The sequence below is a fragment of the Paenibacillus sp. FSL P4-0176 genome (assembly GCF_037975265.1).
Classification (GTDB): domain Bacteria; phylum Bacillota; class Bacilli; order Paenibacillales; family Paenibacillaceae; genus Paenibacillus; species Paenibacillus amylolyticus.
Genome location: NZ_CP150242.1, coordinates 153,041 through 172,225, shown reverse-complemented (window position 1 = coordinate 172,225; position 19,185 = coordinate 153,041). Strand labels below are relative to the sequence as shown.

At 47.8% G+C, this 19,185-nt stretch carries 17 protein-coding genes; 1 reads left to right on the top strand and 16 read right to left on the bottom strand.

What is annotated here, in order from left to right; translation table 11 throughout:
• Positions 1 to 41 precede the first annotated feature (41 nt).
• On the top strand, positions 42 to 320 hold the full coding sequence (locus MKY95_RS00855) for a hypothetical protein (protein WP_155985139.1): 279 nt from the start codon (positions 42 to 44) through the stop codon (positions 318 to 320).
• Positions 321 to 466: 146 nt separating this feature from the next.
• Here MKY95_RS00855 and MKY95_RS00850 read toward each other — a convergent pair whose 3' ends face one another.
• The 16 genes from MKY95_RS00850 to MKY95_RS00775 all read right to left on the bottom strand — a co-directional run bounded on the left by MKY95_RS00850 (position 467) and on the right by MKY95_RS00775 (position 18,914).
• A complete protein-coding gene (locus MKY95_RS00850) occupies positions 467 to 2,218 on the bottom strand; it encodes a hypothetical protein (protein WP_076320058.1) in 1,752 nt (583 codons plus the stop codon).
• Between the two features lie 255 nt (positions 2,219 to 2,473).
• Positions 2,474 to 3,424: a TIM barrel protein gene (locus MKY95_RS00845; RefSeq protein WP_047841453.1), complete on the bottom strand. Its 951-nt coding sequence runs from the start codon at positions 3,422 to 3,424 to the stop codon at positions 2,474 to 2,476.
• 49 nt (positions 3,425 to 3,473) lie between these two features.
• On the bottom strand, positions 3,474 to 4,346 hold the full coding sequence (locus tag MKY95_RS00840; RefSeq protein ID WP_036616194.1) for a carbohydrate ABC transporter permease: 873 nt from the start codon (positions 4,344 to 4,346) through the stop codon (positions 3,474 to 3,476).
• 70 nt (positions 4,347 to 4,416) lie between these two features.
• The gene (locus MKY95_RS00835) at positions 4,417 to 5,316 is read right to left on the bottom strand and encodes an ABC transporter permease subunit (RefSeq protein ID WP_036616191.1); all 900 of its coding nucleotides are present in this window, start codon (positions 5,314 to 5,316) and stop codon (positions 4,417 to 4,419) included.
• Positions 5,317 to 5,432: 116 nt separating this feature from the next.
• Complete coding sequence (locus tag MKY95_RS00830) at positions 5,433 to 7,034, bottom strand: extracellular solute-binding protein (RefSeq protein WP_036674794.1); 1,602 nt, start codon at positions 7,032 to 7,034, stop codon at positions 5,433 to 5,435.
• Between the two features lie 446 nt (positions 7,035 to 7,480).
• Positions 7,481 to 9,742, bottom strand: a complete 2,262-nt coding sequence (locus MKY95_RS00825) for a helix-turn-helix domain-containing protein (RefSeq protein WP_036616187.1) — start codon at positions 9,740 to 9,742, stop codon at positions 7,481 to 7,483.
• A 255-nt stretch (positions 9,743 to 9,997) separates the two neighbouring features.
• Positions 9,998 to 10,945 carry a ribose-phosphate pyrophosphokinase gene (locus MKY95_RS00820; protein WP_036616184.1) on the bottom strand — a complete coding sequence of 316 codons (948 nt, stop codon included), beginning with the start codon at positions 10,943 to 10,945 and terminating at the stop codon, positions 9,998 to 10,000.
• A 264-nt stretch (positions 10,946 to 11,209) separates the two neighbouring features.
• A complete protein-coding gene (gene hisJ / locus MKY95_RS00815; RefSeq protein WP_036616181.1) occupies positions 11,210 to 12,034 on the bottom strand; it encodes a histidinol-phosphatase HisJ in 825 nt (274 codons plus the stop codon).
• 13 nt (positions 12,035 to 12,047) lie between these two features.
• Entirely contained in the window at positions 12,048 to 12,773 is a 726-nt protein-coding gene (gene hisIE, locus MKY95_RS00810; RefSeq protein WP_036616408.1) for a bifunctional phosphoribosyl-AMP cyclohydrolase/phosphoribosyl-ATP diphosphatase HisIE, read from the bottom strand.
• 1 nt (position 12,774) lies between these two features.
• Positions 12,775 to 13,536 (bottom strand): imidazole glycerol phosphate synthase subunit HisF, encoded by a 762-nt coding sequence (gene hisF, locus MKY95_RS00805; protein ID WP_017691268.1) that lies wholly within the window; start codon positions 13,534 to 13,536, stop codon positions 12,775 to 12,777.
• Between the two features lie 30 nt (positions 13,537 to 13,566).
• A complete protein-coding gene (gene hisA / locus MKY95_RS00800) occupies positions 13,567 to 14,301 on the bottom strand; it encodes a 1-(5-phosphoribosyl)-5-[(5-phosphoribosylamino)methylideneamino]imidazole-4-carboxamide isomerase (RefSeq protein WP_036616178.1) in 735 nt (244 codons plus the stop codon).
• A 62-nt stretch (positions 14,302 to 14,363) separates the two neighbouring features.
• Positions 14,364 to 14,990: an imidazole glycerol phosphate synthase subunit HisH gene (gene hisH, locus MKY95_RS00795; RefSeq protein WP_036616175.1), complete on the bottom strand. Its 627-nt coding sequence runs from the start codon at positions 14,988 to 14,990 to the stop codon at positions 14,364 to 14,366.
• A 3-nt stretch (positions 14,991 to 14,993) separates the two neighbouring features.
• Positions 14,994 to 15,623, bottom strand: coding sequence for an imidazoleglycerol-phosphate dehydratase HisB (hisB, locus tag MKY95_RS00790; RefSeq protein WP_036616172.1), 630 nt, complete (start codon positions 15,621 to 15,623; stop codon positions 14,994 to 14,996).
• Positions 15,616 to 16,920 carry a histidinol dehydrogenase gene (hisD, locus tag MKY95_RS00785; protein ID WP_036616169.1) on the bottom strand — a complete coding sequence of 435 codons (1,305 nt, stop codon included), beginning with the start codon at positions 16,918 to 16,920 and terminating at the stop codon, positions 15,616 to 15,618. The genes hisB and hisD overlap by 8 nt, the downstream gene beginning before the upstream one ends.
• A gap of 133 nt (positions 16,921 to 17,053) precedes the next feature.
• Positions 17,054 to 17,713, bottom strand: a complete 660-nt coding sequence (gene hisG, locus MKY95_RS00780; protein WP_036616167.1) for an ATP phosphoribosyltransferase — start codon at positions 17,711 to 17,713, stop codon at positions 17,054 to 17,056.
• A gap of 1 nt (position 17,714) precedes the next feature.
• Positions 17,715 to 18,914 carry an ATP phosphoribosyltransferase regulatory subunit gene (locus MKY95_RS00775; protein WP_036616165.1) on the bottom strand — a complete coding sequence of 400 codons (1,200 nt, stop codon included), beginning with the start codon at positions 18,912 to 18,914 and terminating at the stop codon, positions 17,715 to 17,717.
• Between the last annotated feature and the right edge of the window lie 271 nt (positions 18,915 to 19,185).

The following is a 19,185-nucleotide window of genomic DNA, read 5'->3' as shown; positions in this document are numbered from 1 at the left end:
AAGAACTGGATTTAGTGTCCTTTGGTATAACCGGGTATCCTTTGAAATTAGATGATGTTGTACCTGAGGTGTACTCCGTTGAAGTGCCCGTGGAAGAAGAACCATATAGCCCTGAATTTATACATTTTTATATTTTCAATTCAGAAAAGGGTCGCATCAACGGGACAAAAGAATTCAATAAACACATGGAAAGCGCCCAATTCACAACATTCCCTTTTCTATATGAGAAAGGAAATGTTCTTATCGTTTACTGGAGCAAAACCAAAGATGATCCTCTGTTCACTAAACCAATCGAAACTGCGTTAGAGCAACTTAAATGATCATAGTTCATACATTACTGGACTGAGCTGGACAGTGGGAATATCATTTTAGAACGTTAATTGCAGTCATTCGTCGTTCGTAAAAAAAGAAGACCGAGCATTTGGGCTCGGTCTTCTAACTATTATGGCTTAAATATCTAATAAATCTAGATTTTCGACGCCATCGAAGGAGAAAGTGAAATATGAAGGGTTTTATCAAACGGCGTCATGAAATTGACCAGCACAACCTTACACTTGTCCGGCAGTTTTGCCTCACGTACCGTTGCCGCCAGATGACCCAGTTCGCCCCCGGTGATCTCCAGCCAGTCTTCTCCGCAGGTATAGCGTAATGTACCGCCTTTCCACAAATAGTGACCCTCACTCGTTTCAATCGCGTCCTCACAGGTCAGCTCACCTTCGCTTCCGAATACAAAGGATAACTGCATCATAATGTCCTCCGGTTCCTGTCCAGATAGATGCATGTTCCATCCGTTTTCCGTTGGCTGTAATTCTGCTCCTACACGGAATGTCTGCTCATGAGTAAGCTGACGACTCTGATGAGGTAACAAATACCATGGACTTATATCTGATGCAGCCGATTCTGGCAGCAGGTTCGCAGGAATTGGGCCGTAATAACCTTTTTTCTGCTCACCAGTTAGTCGATACCCTTCGGACAGCCTCGTCATTTGCTGCATAGGTACATACCCTGGATTAAAGTACGAGGCCAGTTGCACAGCCAGCAGACGCACCTTGCCATGACGAAGCGCGAAGAAAGAAGGAACTTCTGTCATCACAGTCACGCTAGTAGCACCATCCCGAATTCGGGCTACCGGAGCACCAAAATCCGTATGCATCCGACTGTGAGAGATCCGTCCGTGATGCCCCACTGAGTCCATCTGCTCCAAATATTCTTCCCGTACAAAATGTTCATTCAGCATGACCTCATACTGTTCCGGTAATGCATCACGTGTATCATTCGTCTGCTGAAGCTCCGGCTCAAGCATTAATCGAATGAGCGTATTCACAGAACATACTCCCGGATCTGTCAATGTATCTCCAGCCCAGGCTGCCATACCTGCAAAGAGTGGATCACCGTCCAGCCGAGCCAAAATGGCATAAGGCAGATAATAAGGTGACAGATCATGAACACTGCCCAGATCCTGTCGCCCTGAATAATCCGTAACAATTTCACCCGTTGGATGGACCAGATACACCATCATGCGGAGATTAAGCCTCACTGGTTCCAGCAGTTCAGGACGATTGAGCAGGCGCGCAGCATGAATTAACATGATGTCGCTAACTGCGCTGTATATCCCGTTGCTCCGTTCTGTCCACTCCCCATCGGGTGTGATATCCATGCCTTCATCCATCCACTGCTCTGCGCGCTGCACAGCTTCCTCCAGATCAAATATTTTATGCAGGAAACCAAGCGCCGCGCATAGCACCCAGCGATGATTGGGCGTATGACAACCTCCTGTAAGCATGGTTGGGATTGTACGTTCCAGAAACAGCCTCATATTGTTCAATACAGGTTGAAGCGGCTCCCATTCTTGCTGCTGAAGAAGCTGATACAACTGTGAATACCCTACAACGACAAATGCAGTATCCGGAGGGGAATGGTAATTGGTCCAGCCAGGCGATATTGAACCGTCTTCATGCTGGAAACGGAGTACAAATTCCGTAGCTAACAGCAGTCGATTTAACAACGATTCATCCCGGTAATAGATAGAGTCCGGATTGGAGAGCGCAGCTCCCCAGTAACACATATCCGTGGGCGTTCCAGTCGTATGGTTGACCCAGGCAACACCTGTGAAGGGATCAACTGTCCCTCCATAGAAACGGCTTTCCGGGTCAAGCATCTGCCGGGATATGCCTCTTTCTACCGCTCTGTCATTACTGTCCACCAGTTGTTTGTACATGTGCAGTCCCCTCCATACCAATGCATTCTCCCGATGTGCGGAGTATGTTGCTTCAGTGCCTTCAATTCAGACCGGAAGCCTTCTCATACCGCCCGTAGGTGAGTTCATTTTTCTCGTCAGTATATATCATATTTCTACAAAAGTCGCCAGAAAATCTGTGCTTGTTTTACTAAATACTCATGTGTCTCCGTCACTGAGGAAACAGTCGTTGAACACAGGCTGTGAACATGCAAACTGTTCCCCACTTCACCGCGCCTACTCTGTCACTCCAAGCTTCTTCATTAGCAAGTCATGACTCTCATGAATCTCTTCTGCCTTACAGGCAGACTTCAACTCATACACCTTCACCTGTGCGCGACGAATCATCGGCAGATAGGCATCATAGAAGTTCATATCCTTACTGTGTACATACGGGCACCAGTGGTCAGAGAGACCAAGTGTCTCATGGATATGGACCCCTACGATATCATCCATCAGCCCTTGCATTTCTCCCACACTGTCATAAAGGCCCATTCGGTCCATCATGATGGCATGACCTGTATCGTACCAGATACCAACCGGAGCCCCTTTGAGAGCTGTGATGATAGTCTTGGCTTCGGCAAGGGTAGGAATCTGTTGTGGTCGCGATCTTGTCTCGATGCCAAAACGAACATCCAGACCTTTAGCTGCCGCCCGATTGCATACCTCATCCAGACTGGCGATAATTTTCTCCACATACCCTGAACTGAGGGCTTCCCGCCGCTCCATCAATTCAGCCCATTTACTGCGATACTTCGGTGAGTCCGGACCTTCCTCGTTATAGATCTTTCCAAGGTCTTTGCTGATATCCTCAGGAAAAGGTACCTCTCCCGGGTGTACAACAACTGCTTCTCCACCATAACGTTGGGCATATTCAGCCGACTCTACCAGCAATTCGATCGCCCGTTTACGTTTCACTTCATCTTCGAAGCCGAGCAAGATGGAATCCGTACCGTAGTCTGGATCAGGGTCATGTGGAAAGGTGTTGTGGACACTAGAAATTCCGATTTCTCCACGCTCAATCATCGGCTCAATCGTCGTGAGCATCTCCTTCGTCACATTATAATTGAGCTCCACCCGACGAAAGCCGAGATCCGCAATCTCCCGAATCATATCTTCCCCTACTGGATGTTTCCTGATGTTCCAACATGTCGAGAATGAGTATTCGCCCTTGTCTATGTGCTGCATCTGTTTTCCTTCTCCTCCCTCTGGCTAAACTTTTTACATCAGCCTTAACTCAACCTTTTACCGCGCCAAGCATCGCACCACTGACAAAATACTTTTGCAGCCACGGATAGACAAGTAGAATCGGAACGGTTGCAAAAATAACGGTTGCGGCCTTGAGACTCTCGGGAGTCAATGGCGTACGGTTAGCACCCTCCATCTGGGTAAGCTCGCTGACCATATTGTTCTGTACCATTTGGAATAACTTCAGTTGAAGCGGGTACAGCTTCGGATCATTAATATACATCAGGGAATCCTGGAACCCATTCCAGCGTCCAACCGCATAGAAAAGAGCTAATGTAGCCAGTACAGGCATGGATAGTGGCAATATAATTTTGAATAGCGTGTGTACATGGGAACTGCCGTCAATCTCAGCGGATTCTTCCAGACTTTCAGGAATACCTCTGAAGAAAGAAATCAGGATAATCAGGTTAAACGGACTGACCAGTCCTGGCAGAATCAGTGCCCACACGGAATTAAGTAAGTTCAGGTCACGAATGAGCAAATACTCAGGAATGATCCCGCCACTGAAGAACATCGTAATGATGATGACATACATGAAGAGCTTGCGCCCTTTTAATTTTTTCTTGGTTAACGGGTAAGCAGCTGCCAGTGTGAACACCATGCACAGCACAGTAGTAGCAATGGTCAGAACTGTCGTGTAACCCAGTGAATAGATCATCGACTGATCAGAGAACACCTGAATATACGCATCCCAATTGAATTCTTTCGGGAATATGGTCACTTCTCCTGACGTAATCGCACGGTTAGAACTGAATGAGATCGCGATCGTGTGCAGAAATGGAGCCAGGCAGAATATAACAAACAAGGTGATAAAGGAGATATTAACGATATCAAAAATCCGGTTTGAGGTGCGTTCACTCATATGCGCACAGCTCCTTTACTGATGGTCTATACAAACAAGCCGATTGGCGTCTCTTCCGTTCATCCACAACCTACAAAATACCTTCACCGGTTGCTTTCTTCGAAATATAGTTAGATCCTAGCACGAATATGAGTCCCACCACTGCTTGGAACAGTCCGACGACAGTTGCCAGCGTGTATTGTCCTGATTCAAGACCAACTCTGTATACAAAGGTACTGAGTACATCGGAATATTCACGCACGGCCGTGTTACCAATGATATAAGGCCGATCAAAACCGATGCTGACCATATGTCCAAGATTGAGAATAAGCAAGGTCACGATGGTTGGTTTAATACTTGGCAATGTAATATGCCAGATTCTCTTCAGCCGCGATGCTCCATCGATCTCAGCTGCTTCAAACAATTCCTTGTTGACGCCGGTTAATGCGGCCAGATATAGAATGGTTCCCCATCCTGCACTTTGCCAGACACCTGTGAAGAGATACGTCACAAGCCATGGATTTTTTTCTGTCAAAAATGGTATTGAATTTAAGCCCATGCTTTCCAGTACGCCGTTAACCATACCGGATTGATTACCGAACAATTGGTACACAATTCCCCCGATGATTACCCATGAGATAAAGTGAGGAATGTACAATATCGTTTGTGAGATTTTTTTGAACCATTTGAATCGAACTTCATAAAGCATGATTGCCAGAATAATAGGAGCTGGAAATGAAACGACCAGATCAAGAAAATTCAGCATAAAGGTGTTGCGCAATGTCGTGTAGAAGTCCCGCATTCCAAATACTTCGCGAAAAGCATCAAAACCGATCCACTCACTGCCGCTGATTCCCTGAAACAGGTTAAAGTCCTTAAAGGCGATCTGTACACCGTACATCGGTCCATAACGAAAGATTAAAAAGTAGATAATGGGCAGTGAAATCAGAGCGTATAATTGCCAATACCTCTTCAAGTATGTGGTGGTCAAGTCGGTTTCCTCCTATCAACAAGGAAACGGCTGTGCCGCCAGTCCGGCGGCACACGTTCCTTTCTAGTTAAGCAGTAGTATGGGTATCTGTCTTGGAGATTGAAATGTGGAGCTACTTAATTTGCAGGAAGTGCCTGAACTGCTTCTTCAAGTTCTTTTTTCAGTTCAGTACCACCCAGAGACATGAAATCAGCCATTTCTTTTTCATATACCGCATCGAATTCTGCTGGCTTAGCCATCGCTGTTTTTACGATAATGACATTTAATTTGTCTTTGAGAGCTGTGCTGTACTTCATCTCTGCTTCAATCGGTTTGTCGAAAATGATTGGTCCTACCGTATCGGTGTTAGCAATATCAATGGATTGTTTCAGCATCTCCTGATTATTTTGCGGGAAGCCCATAATCCATGCCTTTTCATTCGTCGCTTGATCACCAATGTTTTTACCGTTCGAGATAATGGCTGTATCCCCTGCGTTAAACAGACGATCCTGCGCTTCCTGGGATGCATCCTCTTTCACTACTGGAATGCCGTCTACCAAATCATAGTTCTCGCCTTCCACACCACTGTAGATATCAATCAGATTGTTGTCAGATGCCATCCAGTCGAGATATTTGATCGCTTCGACAGAACGTTTGCTGCTCTTCGGAATCATAATGTACATACCATTTGTTCCGTAGCGTGACTTGATGTGTTTGTTGTCTGCATTTGGATTGGTGTACACATCAACCGGCAACACTTCACTGCCACTCACATTTTTATGCAAATTATCCAGTGTGCCATCTCCGTAGAACATGGCATCCACATCTTCAGACCAGTAACCTACGTTACCGTTTTGAATGTCTTTCCCTAACTGCGTTTTGTCTTCATCCAAACTGAAGTCTTTGCTGATCAGACCTTCGTTGTACAGTTTGTTCAGGAACTGCATCGATTCTTTGAATCCTTCATGCAGTGGCAATTCATACCGTTGACCATAGGTCAGGTCGCCACTAACTGGCTTGATGAATGAGTAGATGAGCGTTTCGAATTGAGCTGGTGCAAGAGCCATACCCATTGGGATGTTTTTGCTTCCGAGACCACCAGGATCTTTATCCTTGAACGCTTTCAAAGTTGTATATAATTCATCCGTGGTCTTCGGCGCTGGCAATCCCAGCTTATCGAGCCAATCCTGACGGATGTAAGAACTGTATCGGCCTGTGATAGCACGTTTACCCGGAACAGCAAACTGTTGTCCTTCCACTTGCCCAAACTTCAAAGTATCTTCACCCAGGAACTTCTTCAGGTTCGGACCGTGCTGATCAATCAACTCTCCAACATCAGTCAAACCACCCTGCTGGGCATACCGATAAAACACGCTTGAGTCATAAACAAAGACAATATCAGGGACATCCGTATTGCTAGCCATCAGGACGTTCAGCTTGGTAACTTCCTCAGAACGCTGAACGGGTACAAACTGTACGTCAATATTGTTGGGATCACCGAACTTCTCCTGAATCATTTTAGATAGATAGTTGTTCGTAATTGTGTACGGTGAAGGACTGTTACCACGGTCAAAAATCTCCACCTTTAAGGTAACGCGCTCGCCATTGCCTGATGTTCCGCCTTCAGCTGATTCTTCTGATGCTGATGAGCATCCCGCAAGTAAAGAAACGCCCATTACCATCGTAAGCGCCAAACCCATCCATTTCTTTAGACTCCCTTTGGTTGCTTTGCTTCTCATTTTGTCATCCCCTTTGGCTTTGCGTGAATGTTTAAAGCTTGCCCAGAGTATTTCACATTTTTCCGTCATCCTGCAATAAACCTCTTTCGGAAGCGCTTACAAACGGATTATGGTTTATATGTTAAGCCTATTTTCGCAGACTGATTCTTTTCCCAAAGCTGCGCTGCTCTAGGCTTTGACGGCACTCTTCGCCTCAAGGATCAGAACTGCCTGTCCCAAGTCGGATAAACCATTTTCACACACTGCCTATATTCGTAAACGGGAAAAAAACAGGAATATTAGCTTGTTATCCTGCGAAAACAGTTGCATCCGATTTAGTATAAGAGTATTGTTCAACGAAAACAGGGCGAACCTCTGCAAGCCTCTCTCCTAAGTGGAAAGTGACTACATGAAATTCACCCTGTGTTATCCTGATGTACAGATCTCAGAATAGGATCACTTTTGCTTTACTCTTCGGGTTCTCGATGTTCACGTTTCAAACGACGATAATCTCCTGGTGTAATACCCGTTACCCGCTTAAATACACGTCCCAACGTAATTCCATTTGCATACCCCACCTTCAGGGCAATATCCTGCAAAGAGTAATCGGTATTGAGCAGAAGCTGCTCCGTCTCCTTCATGCGAAGCTCTGTAACAAAATCAACAAACTTCATGTTGAATTCTGTCTTGAACAAATAACTCGCATGTTTGCCCGTAATCTGGAATCGATCGCTCAGATGTTTCAATGAAAGATCAGGATTCGCAAACTGTTCTTCGATATAATTTTTCATTTCGTTGACCATGGCTTTGTAGCTCTTGGTTTCCGTTACCGCTACATACGTTCTGAACAAGTCCGTCAGACCATCAAACAAAAGACTTTTCACATCCGCAAGCGTCTCTGCCTCTTCTACAGCACTCAACCATCTGTTGATGTTTTCTTCGGACAGCTCTTCCTGGAGTCCTTCCGACATCATGGCCACCTCTCGGCTGAGCATCTGTAACATGGCCTGAATCAGAGAACGAATCTCATCATCCGGCAGTTTGTTCTGTTCAAACGCTGTAAAGATCTCCTCCAACTGTTCCCGCCACTGTCCACTCGACATCCGGAACCGCTTAACAAAGTCCGCAATCATCTGCAGATAGGTATAGGTATCCAGCAAAGGATGCTGCGTTTCACCGCAGTCGGCTTGGCCGACATCTCCAGTCATCAACAGTTTACGTTGCATTACCGCTTCTGCGGCCGCATAGGAATCTCGTATTGTACCGATTCCCTGAGCGATAGGTCCAATGCCAAAGCTTAAGGAAATGCGTAGATTTTGTTCTACCCAAGATTTGCATTCCTCAGCTACAACACGAATCTGCCCAGACATATCCAAGTTGTTATCATTCTGTTCTTTGAACACAAAAAGGATTGCAATTCGATCCACACTAATCCATTCCGTCCAGCATTGGACTCCCGTATTACGTGACAGCTCTTGCAAAACGTTCATCAAGGCAAATTTCAGCGTATTTTGTTCACCTCTCGTGTACCTCTCCTGAAATCCCTTCTCATAACGGTTAATCTCTCCAACAACAACGACAAAACGCGACGAGTCATGCACGTCATTCAATGGAGAAAGCTCTTTTAATTGCTCTGCTGCATTTTCCATGTGTTCACCATGCAACAGGGCATTGAACAACTTGCTGCGCTGCATAAGTACATTTTCCCTGCTTTTCTTGTCATAATCCATCATATGATTAATCAGATTCTCAAGCACACCGTCAATCATCTTCATCTCATCCGTGCGAGCACCTGAGTGTTCGAACGCCCGAATCTGATGAGACTCAATCCGGTTCATGATGATCTGAATGGGTTTATAGTTACGGCGAGTAATATACACGATATATACAATCGCACAGATGACAGTCACAATAGCAATGATCACCCATACATAAGATATGACCGATACCCAGCCAAACAAGTTGCCAGCCTTAATTCCACTGGATATTGTCCAGCCCAGTCTTTCTAGCGCTAGCCTATTCAGTTCCTGACCGTCTATCGAGCCCTCTTGGTCCGAATGTGCGTTATACACAACCTTACCGTCCCGATCCGTAATCGTCAGGAATGAGAGCTGACCATTAACCATACTATCTACACTCTGTTCAATGCTGCTCATCTTGATATTAATGACCAATGTGCCCTGAGAGCCAAAAGGCAAAGGCATGTCCTTGTTCACGGTTAATACGCGAATAGGGGTACGTTGAACAGAGTCCGCATCGAATTCCCGGACCGGCTGCCAGCCTGAACCGATCGACCCGGTACCCATCTGATCAATCCATGCCTTATCCGAGAAACCTTCCACTTCTCTGGAACCACTTACGGTCAGAACATGTTTATTTCGCTTGTCATATAGATAGATGGACTGAATCCATGAGGACGAATTGGATAGCTCACGTAAATTCTGCGCAATTGCATACACCGTGTCCGAGCTGGTCAGGTTTGTGTTATTAAAATAGAGTTTGTATGCCTGCTGACTCTGTACCGTTTCCAGGATGGATAGTTCAATATCCCTGATTGTGCGATCCACCGTGTCTATCATATAACTGGAGGAAATCCGGTCTGCTTTTTTTGTTTCCTCTTTAGAGATGTCATTGATGAAAACAAACGCGATGAAAATGAGTATGGTCACCGTAAGAAAAAAAATTGGGAAGTACGAGAACAATAACCGATAGTACCAATTACGAGACAATAGACCCCACTCCTCACTCCACGATGCCAATGTTCTCAGCCGTGGTTCTACTGTTCAGCATCCATCTCACCTTAGGGGCTGAATACTATATGATAACGCTATCATAACTGATTTTATGTTATTATAGCACAAGCCTCTGAGCAGCAAAGCAAGAATTGAATTCAAAGAGCCAAAACAAAAAAAACCGTGCTGAGCAGATAACAACTCAGACACGGAACAATTCATCTGGCAGCACACCGTTATATCTTCGATGCTCTAAATGCCAGAATCCTTAAACAATGTGGCCATGGAGCCACCATCCACAATAATGCGTACAGCGCGGGCCAGCATTGGCGCAACAGGTAACACTTTGAAGCATTCAGGGTGATCATCTGGCAGTGCGATCGAGTCCGTAACTACCACCTCTTCAATCGACGGGTGATTCAATTTACTTACTGCACCATCCGAGAACAATCCGTGTGTTGCACATACATATACATTTTTGGAGCCACGTTCCTTCAACCCTTCCACGACATTCAGAATGGTTGTTCCAGTGTCGATCAGATCCTCAATAATAATAGGTGTCCGTCCTTCTACATCACCAATGACATGGGTAATCACCGATTCATTATGGCTTGGACGTTTCTTGATCATAATGGCAAATGGAGAATCCAGACGGTTCGCCAGCTTCTCTGCCATCGATGCTCGTCCCGCATCCGGGGAGACGACAACAGGGTTCTCGATTCCTTTGCTTAACAGATAATCACTAATCAGATCCAGTGATGTCATATGGTCAACCGGAATGTTGAAAAATCCCTGAATGGCCGCTGCGTGCAGGTCAATCGTTACCACTCGATTGGCGCCAGCCGTAGTTAATACATCTGCTACCATCTTGGCCGAGATCGGTTCCCGTGGTGCGGATTTGCGCTCTTGACGAGCATAACCGTAATACGGAACAATGATGTTAACAGTGCGCGCTGAAGCCCTCTTTGCAGCATCAATCATCACAAGCAACTCGACAAACAGCTCGTTGATCGGATGAGACAACGACTGTACCAGAAACACATCACAATTACGAATCGTTTCTTCATAATGAACGTATATTTCTCCGCTCTTGAACCTGGACAGCTTGATCTTGCCCAGTTGTACACCCAGCTTGTCACATACCTGTTCTGCCAGCTTAGGGTTCGATGAACCGGAAAAAATACGTAACGAATGCTGCATAATGCCCTCCCGAGGGTTGAAGTCCCTATATAATCCCTTATCTAAAAGCGAGTGTTCAAAAAGACCGGTTTTCAGTACCGAGAAGATGGGATAAAGCTAGAAATGGAGTAGCGGAGCGTAGGCAAAACTACGTGAGCAACGGACATTTCGGCTGAATTCCAGCTTCGATGCTGAAGATGCCATTAGGCATCCTTCGTAATCAAAGGCGGAATTTTTGAACTACCTCTAAAAGGTTATTTCCTACCCTCATTATACTCCAATGGCTTATACATTTAAAGGAATGAACGAGCGATGACGGCCTTCAAAAACAGCGACTTCCGTACAGCCCAACTCATGTAAAAGTGCTTCAGCTTCAGGCAAATAATCGCCCAGCTTCATTGGGTCATGTGCATCAGAGCCCATGGTTAATGGAATACCCAAGCGAATGGCTTCTGTCAGCATTCTGCGACTAGGGAACATCTCGGCACAAGGCTTCGATATCCCGGAAGCATTCAGCTCCATGGCGCAACCACTTTTGGCAATAGCCTGCAGCGCTGCGTTCTCCAGTGAGATACGTTCTTCTGTCTGCTCCGTTGAAGGAACATAGCCAAACCGTTTAATGACATCCGTATGGCCCATAATATCGTACATGCCCGTGGCGGCTGCCTTGCTTACGGCATCGTAGTACTGACGATATACTTCAAGGATGTCTTTGCCCTCCCAGTGATGGGTCTGGCGGAAATCCGTAATGTCCCATTCCCCAAGAAAATGCACAGAGCCAATCACATAATCCCATGGATAACGCTCAATGATTGCACGGATCTCTGTTTCCCAGCCTTCGATATAGTCACCTTCCAGACCAACACGTACGTCAATCTGCCCACGGTAACGTTCTTTCAGGGAGAAACACTCCTCTACGTAACGCGGCAGTTCATCCATAGGCATCGCCATTTCCGGATAATATTGAGCCGGATCGACATGCAACAAGGGCATGTGATCGGACAATCCAATCTGGGATAGTCCGATCTCCACACCACGCTGCACGTACTCTTCCAGTTTGCCCACGGCATGTCCACACCGCTCATGGTGTGTATGATAGTCTATACGCACGAAACTCGCCTCCTTAATCGCGGCGAGGCCGTTCATGACGGCGGCTCAGCTCTGACATAATGTCGTCCAGCGGTAGCTTGCGCTCTTGTAACAGGACGAGCAGGTGATACATCAGGTCACTGACTTCCAGACGAAGCTCGTCATTATCTTTATTTTTGGCGGCGATGATCGTCTCGGACGCTTCTTCACCGATTTTTTTCAGTATTTTGTCTACACCTTTATCAAACAGATACGTTGTATATGCACCCTCAGGACGCTCACGTTCACGCTCTGCAATAACGGATTCCAGTTCAGCCAATACCTCAAAGCGACTTTCGGAACCGGAACTTGCAGAAGCAGATGCCGCACCCGCTTCATCCGAAGCCTTGTCTGCCGATTTCTCTGGCAAACCAATGATTTCATTATGGAAACAAGTTACCGCCCCTGTATGGCAAGCCGGACCGTTCGGTTTCACCTCAACCAACAAGGTATCGCCGTCACAATCATATTTTAGGGAAGTAATCGTCTGCACGTTGCCAGATGTTGCTCCTTTATGCCACAACTCCTGACGCGAGCGTGACCAGAACCAGGTCTCACCGGATTCCAGCGACAACTTCAGAGATTCGCGATTCATATAAGCCATCATTAAAACTTCACGGGTATCTACATCCTGCACAATGGCAGGAACCAAACCTTCACTCCAACGAATGTGTTCCACAACCTGTTCCAAGGATAACTGTTCCTTGATTTCATCGCTCACTTTAGTCACGGATCTCCACCCCTTGTTCTCTCAAATGTTGTTTTAACGCCGGTACGGCGATTTCTTTGTAATGGAAAATCGTTGCGGCCAGCCCTGCGTCCGCTTTGCCTGTGGTAAATACATCATAGAAATGAGATTCCTTGCCCGCACCGCCCGATGCGATGACTGGAATACGCACAGATTCGGATACCGCTGCCGTCAGCTTCAGATCAAAGCCGTCTTTTGTTCCGTCCGCGTCCATACTTGTGAGCAGAATCTCCCCCGCGCCCAAGCTCTCAGCCTGTTTAACCCATTCCAGCGCCTTGATCCCGGAGGGTTTCCGTCCACCATGGGTATAGACTTCCCACTCGCCCCAAGCTTCGTTATACTTGGCATCGATCGCTACCACGATACACTGCGAGCCAAAGCGACGTGCACCATCTGCAATCAACTGCGGATTAAGTACCGCGGCTGTATTCACTGCAATTTTATCCGCTCCTGCACGGAGAATCCGCTTCATGTCCTCTACCTTGGAGATGCCACCACCTACCGTAAAGGGAATAGCGATCTCGCCCGCCGTCTGCCGCACGACTTCTTCCATCGTTTCGCGACCTTCTACCGAAGCGGAGATATCGAGAAAGACCAATTCGTCCGCGCCCTCGCGGTCATATAGTGCCGCCAGCTCTACCGGATCACCCGCATCGCGGAGATTAACGAAGTTGACGCCTTTGACGACCCGGCCGTCTTTCACGTCCAGACAGGGGATGATTCTTTTTGCCAGCATGCTACCTCTTCCTCTCTATCCGAATATCCCTTACTTATTGACCGCACGTACTGCTTCAGACAGATCGATGCTTCCCGTATACAGTGCTTTACCCACAATTGCTCCACCAACACCATCATCCGCGTGGCGACTCAGACGAAGCAGATCATCCATTACACTCACACCGCCTGAAGCAATAACCGTCCGTCCGCTTGCCTTAGCTAGAGACACAATCGCTTCCACATTAGGACCCTGCATCATGCCATCACGGGAAATATCCGTAAAGATAAATGTTTCTGCTCCATATGCCGCCAGTTCCTTCGCGAGCACCTCTGCTTGCACTTCCGATGTTTCAAGCCAACCGCGAGTTGCCACGTAACCGTTACGAGCGTCGATGCCAATTGCCACTTTGTCGCCATAACGTCCCAGTACTTCCTCTGTAAATGCACGATCCTCAATCGCTGCTGTTCCAATGATCAGCCGGCTAACACCCAGACCCAGCAAACGTTCTACATCAGCTACCGTACGAAGTCCGCCACCTACCTGAACAGGTACGTTCACAGCCGAGGCAATCCGCCCGATCAGCTCATCGTTAACAGGATAACCCGCTTTCGCACCATCCAGATCCACCAGATGGACATATGTACCGCCTTGTTTCTCCCAGGATAAAGCCACTTGAACCGGGTCATCGTTATACACGGTCTCCTGATTATAATCTCCCTGCACCAGTCTTACACATTTGCCGTCCCGGATATCAATCGCCGGATATAGGATAAAAGATGACATACAAGGCCTCCTGAATATGAATTAGATTTGTACGCTTTCTATAGTTAAGAAGAGATGATGTTTTACCTTTGTACAGGTGCTCCTGTCAGAGCCAAAAAGTTGCCAAGCAGCTTCATACCGAGCTCTCCACTTTTCTCTGGGTGGAATTGCATGCCGAAGTTGGATCCTCTGCCTACAATGGCTGTCACCGGATGTCCGTAATCCGTTACCGCCAGCAGATCGTCCCTGTTTTCAGTAAGCGCATGATAGGAATGGACAAAATAGACGTGACCTGCTTCAAGCCCCGTAAATAGAGGATTTTCCGCGTGCAGAAATTCCAAACGGTTCCATCCCATATGAGGAACTTTCAGCTCTCCTGGTGCGAATCGCACCACTTTACCTGGAAAAATATCCAGTCCCTCATGCTCACCATGCTCTTCACTTGAGCTGAATAACAATTGCATGCCCAAACAGATACCGAGCAGTGGTTTGGTCCCGGCAGCGGCTTCCTTCACCACCTTATCCAGTCCACTCTCCCGCAGATGAACCATCGCATCACCAAAAGCACCTACGCCTGGTAAAATGACACCATCTGCGCCAAGAATCTCTTCCCGGTCACCCGTGACCAGCGCTTCGTAGCCAAGACGTTCGACCGCTTTGCCGACGCTGTGCAGGTTACCCATACCGTAATCGACAATTGCAATCGCCATCGTCTACAGCACTCCCTTCGTGGAAGGCACACCCGTTACACGTGGATCAATCATCGTTGCTTCATCCAGTGCACGTCCCAGCGCCTTAAAGATCGCTTCAATCATGTGGTGGGTGTTCTGACCATAGTGCACAATGACATGTAACGTAATCCGAGCTTCCAGCGCTAATTTCCACAGGAATTCATGTACCAGCTCCGTGGAGAAACTGCCTACTTGTTGGGAAGAGTATTCTGCACGGTATTCAAAGTGAGGTCGGTTACTCACATCAATAATGACCTGAGCGAGTGCCTCGTCCATTGGTACAAAAACACTGGCGTAACGCTTAATTCCACGTTTGTCACCCAACGCTTCTCGCAACGTCTGTCCGAGACAGATTCCGATGTCTTCAACCGTGTGATGATCGTCGATATCAATATCTCCGCGGGCCTGCACGTTCAGGTCGAATTGTCCGTGCTTTGTGAACAGATCCAGCATATGATTCAGGAAAGGTACATCCGTTTCAATCGTGGATTGTCCTGTTCCATCTACATTAAAGGCCAACTGAATATTGGTCTCGTTTGTTTTGCGGTCAACCTCTGCTTGGCGCACCGCACCTTTGTTTTCAAGTTCCACACCATTATTTTGCTTATCCATTGTCCGATTCCGCCTTTCCTTCCTGTTCTAACCTTACAGCGATTGCACGGGCATGCCCTTCAAGACCCTCATGGCGGGCCAACTCTATAATAGCCGCTCCGTTCTTCAGCAGCGCTTCTTTACTATAATAGATCAGACTCGATTTCTTGATAAAATCATCCACGTCCACTGGTGAACTGAATCGCGCAGTTCCATTGGTCGGAATAATGTGATTGGGTCCTGCAAAATAATCCCCCACCGGCTCCGAGCTGTATGGGCCGAGGAAGATCGCGCCGGCATTTTCGATCCGGCCAGCGTAAGCCATCGGCTCCTGCACCATGATCTCCAGATGCTCCGGTGCGAGCCGGTTCACCACGTCAATTCCCTCATCGATGGAATCGACCACAATAATCGCGCCATACTGCTCCACGGAAGCAGCAGCGATATCCCGCCGCGGCAGCACTTCAAGCTGCCGCTGCACTTCGCCCTGCACGGCTTCCGCCAGCGTGGCCGAATTCGTGACGAGAATGGCCGATGCCATCTCGTCATGTTCCGCCTGCGACAACAGGTCGGCGGCGACGTACACCGAATTCGCCGTATCATCGGCGAGCACCACAATCTCACTCGGCCCGGCGATACTATCGATATCGACCGCACCGTACACCTCGCGCTTCGCGAGCGCCACGTAAATATTGCCCGGTCCACAGATCTTGTCGACCGGTGCAATACTCTCCGTGCCGTAAGCCAGGGCGGCGATAGCTTGAGCGCCGCCAACCCGGTACATCTCGCTCACGCCTGCTTCCGCAGCAGCAACGAGGATGTACGGGTTAATACCTTCGCCACCATTCGTAGACGGCGGCGTCACGAGAACAATCTCCGGCACGCCTGCCACCTGTGCCGGAATCACATTCATCAGCACAGACGATGGATACGCTGCTTTGCCGCCAGGTACATAAACGCCGACCCGCTTCAGCGGTCGGATGACCTGGCCCAGCAGGCTGCCGTCCGGCTGCCAATCCATCCACGAGTTGCGTTTCTGTTTCTCATGAAACGCACGAATGTTGGCGGCGGCTTGCCGGATCGCCGTCACAAAGGATGGCTCCACGGCTGCATAAGCCGCCTGCAGCTCTTCCTGCGGCACGCGCAACTCCGCGGCAGTCAGCTTTGTGCGGTCCAGCTGCTCCGTGTAACGCAGCAGTGCCGTATCACCCTCACGGCGAATGTCGCTGACAATACGCCGTACCGTTTCATTTTGCTCCGGCGTGCCATACTCCACTTCCCGCTTCAGATCAAACTCCCGTGCAGGTACAATTTTCATACGTACAACCTCCTCATCCTCTGTAATGCCTGCCTTTTTGTGGCCGATTCGTTTCCTTTTTGTGTCTCTTACTCTTGCTTTTGCTTCTGCTTCTGCTTTACATGTTTCTCATCTATATTTCTGACGCAGTAGTTTATCCCCGAAAGCTTCCCGCCGATATCTCATTCGATGCCGGTATGACCTGCTGAAGTGCATCACATAAAGCCTGGATTCGTGCATTTTTCATCCGATAACTTACCCGATTGGCGATAAGACGGCTGGTGATGTCCAGAATGCTTGTCATCTCCACCAATCCGTTCTCGCGCAGTGTCTGACCTGTCTCCACCAGATCGACAATCCGGTCTGCCAGACCAATCAGGGGCGCTAGCTCAATGGAACCATTCAGCTTGATCACCTCGACCTGCTGCCCCTGCTCCCGGAAATACTGTGAAGCAATCCTTGGATACTTCGTTGCAACACGTTGCTGGATGCCTGGCTTCCAGTCTGGAAGTCCGATCACAGACATACGGCACTGAGCGATTCCCAGATTCAACAGTTCGTACACATCCCGATCTTCCTCCAGCAGCACGTCTTTACCAACAATTCCGATATCGGCAACACCGTACTCCACATATGTTGGAACATCTACTGGCTTAGCCATAATGAATTCCATTCCCGCTTCCGGTACTTCGATGACCAATCTGCGTGTATCGTCCACGTCTTCTGGAATATCCAGCCCCGCTTCACGAAACAATTTGGAGGCTTTTTTATAGATTCGGCCCTTCGGCATGGCCACCTTCAGAATATCCGACATCTCAGCGTCCTCCTTCTTCAGATCCGTAAGTAATAACCTGCTCAGCGTGAGCGGTTCTTGCTTCAACCGATACGGCACTTGCCCCAGCCCCATCTTCAGGAAGAAGGAGTGTCACTACATTTTGTCCCATACTGCGTAATCTTGCCGCTTCTGTTAGTGCCTCGGCCCGACGCTTCGGGGTATATTGGATAAGTACCGGTTTTTTCTCTTCAATGGTAATGCCATGAACACCATCAATAATACGGTTCGTTTTCAGTGCAAATCCTGTAGCTGGCAATGAACGACCAAACTGTTGTAACAGATTATCATACCGTCCGCCGCTACATACCGGAGATCCCAGTTCGGCTGCATACCCTTCAAAGGTCATGCCCGTATAATAGGAGAAATCACCGATCATCGTCAGATCAATCAGCACATGCTCGGATACACCGTACGCTTCCAACACTTCGAATACGGCACACAGATGTGCAATCGACTGTGCTGCTTCAGCACTTGAACTTAGCTCTACCGCATGTGTGCATACTTCCTTGCCACCACGCAGACGAAGGATCGCTTCAAGCTGTTCTTTCAACTTAGGCTCCAGATTCAATGCTTCAATCGACTGGCGATAGCCGACATAATCACGTCCGAGCAACCCTTCCTTCAATTGCTCCTGCTCAGCGGTCTGGCCTGGAATCACTTCCTCCAGTAATCCGTTCAGGAATCCCATATGACCCATCGCTATTTTAAAAGAAGACACACCCGCTGCCTGCAAAGAGGCAATCGCAAGCGCAACAACTTCTGCATCCGCTTCAGGCGAGTCGTCTCCAACCAACTCCACGCCCGTCTGGAAAAATTCAGCTTCACGCCCAGCTTCCTCTTCAATAGAACGGAATACGTTCGCATGATAGGACAGACGCAGCGGCAACTGCTCATCTTTGAGCATGGATGAAACGACGCGTGCAATAGGAGCCGTTAGATCCGATCTGAGTACCAGTGTGGTTCCCCGGCTGTTTAGCAATTTAAATAATTTACGATCTGATGTAGAGCTTGCCACACCTACCGTATCGTAATATTCAATGGTTGGTGTGATGATCTGACGGTAACCCCAGCGTTCCATACATTCCAGTACATTGCGTTCAATCGTCCGCAGCTTGGATACTACATGTGGTGTATAGTCGCGGAATCCGGTCGGTTTTTCAAAACCTTTTGGTTTGGACATTGGTAATATTCACCCCGAGTCAGTAATTTAAGAGTTGCACTCGTTCTATTTCAACAGGATTTATGTAGTGTAAATCCCCATTCTATCTTATAAACCTGAATCACAGTATTATCGCATAAGCCTTCAACTATTGGTTTAGTCCAATCCTTATCATGCTTCATTTCTCCAAGAATACTTTCACATGGTAAAGTGCTAACAAACTAAAGGATATGGGATATGATAACACGAAATCCGCACTACCGTCAACAATACCAAAGCTTGATTGCCCTTG

Coding starts and splice junctions, on each gene's coding strand:
- hisH (WP_036616175.1), bottom strand. CDS start 14,990: ATGGCGATTGCAATTGTCGATTACGGTATGGGTAACCTGCACAGCGTC.
- MKY95_RS00820 (WP_036616184.1), bottom strand. CDS start 10,945: ATGCAGCATTCGTTACGTATTTTTTCCGGTTCATCGAACCCTAAGCTG.
- hisG (WP_036616167.1), bottom strand. CDS start 17,713: ATGTCGGATATTCTGAAGGTGGCCATGCCGAAGGGCCGAATCTATAAA.
- MKY95_RS00840 (WP_036616194.1), bottom strand. CDS start 4,346: ATGAGTGAACGCACCTCAAACCGGATTTTTGATATCGTTAATATCTCC.
- MKY95_RS00845 (WP_047841453.1), bottom strand. CDS start 3,424: ATGCAGCACATAGACAAGGGCGAATACTCATTCTCGACATGTTGGAAC.
- MKY95_RS00830 (WP_036674794.1), bottom strand. CDS start 7,034: ATGAGAAGCAAAGCAACCAAAGGGAGTCTAAAGAAATGGATGGGTTTG.
- hisD (WP_036616169.1), bottom strand. CDS start 16,920: ATGAAAATTGTACCTGCACGGGAGTTTGATCTGAAGCGGGAAGTGGAG.
- MKY95_RS00850 (WP_076320058.1), bottom strand. CDS start 2,218: ATGTACAAACAACTGGTGGACAGTAATGACAGAGCGGTAGAAAGAGGC.
- hisB (WP_036616172.1), bottom strand. CDS start 15,623: ATGGATAAGCAAAATAATGGTGTGGAACTTGAAAACAAAGGTGCGGTG.
- hisA (WP_036616178.1), bottom strand. CDS start 14,301: ATGTCATCTTTTATCCTATATCCGGCGATTGATATCCGGGACGGCAAA.
- hisF (WP_017691268.1), bottom strand. CDS start 13,536: ATGCTGGCAAAAAGAATCATCCCCTGTCTGGACGTGAAAGACGGCCGG.
- MKY95_RS00775 (WP_036616165.1), bottom strand. CDS start 18,914: ATGTCCAAACCAAAAGGTTTTGAAAAACCGACCGGATTCCGCGACTAT.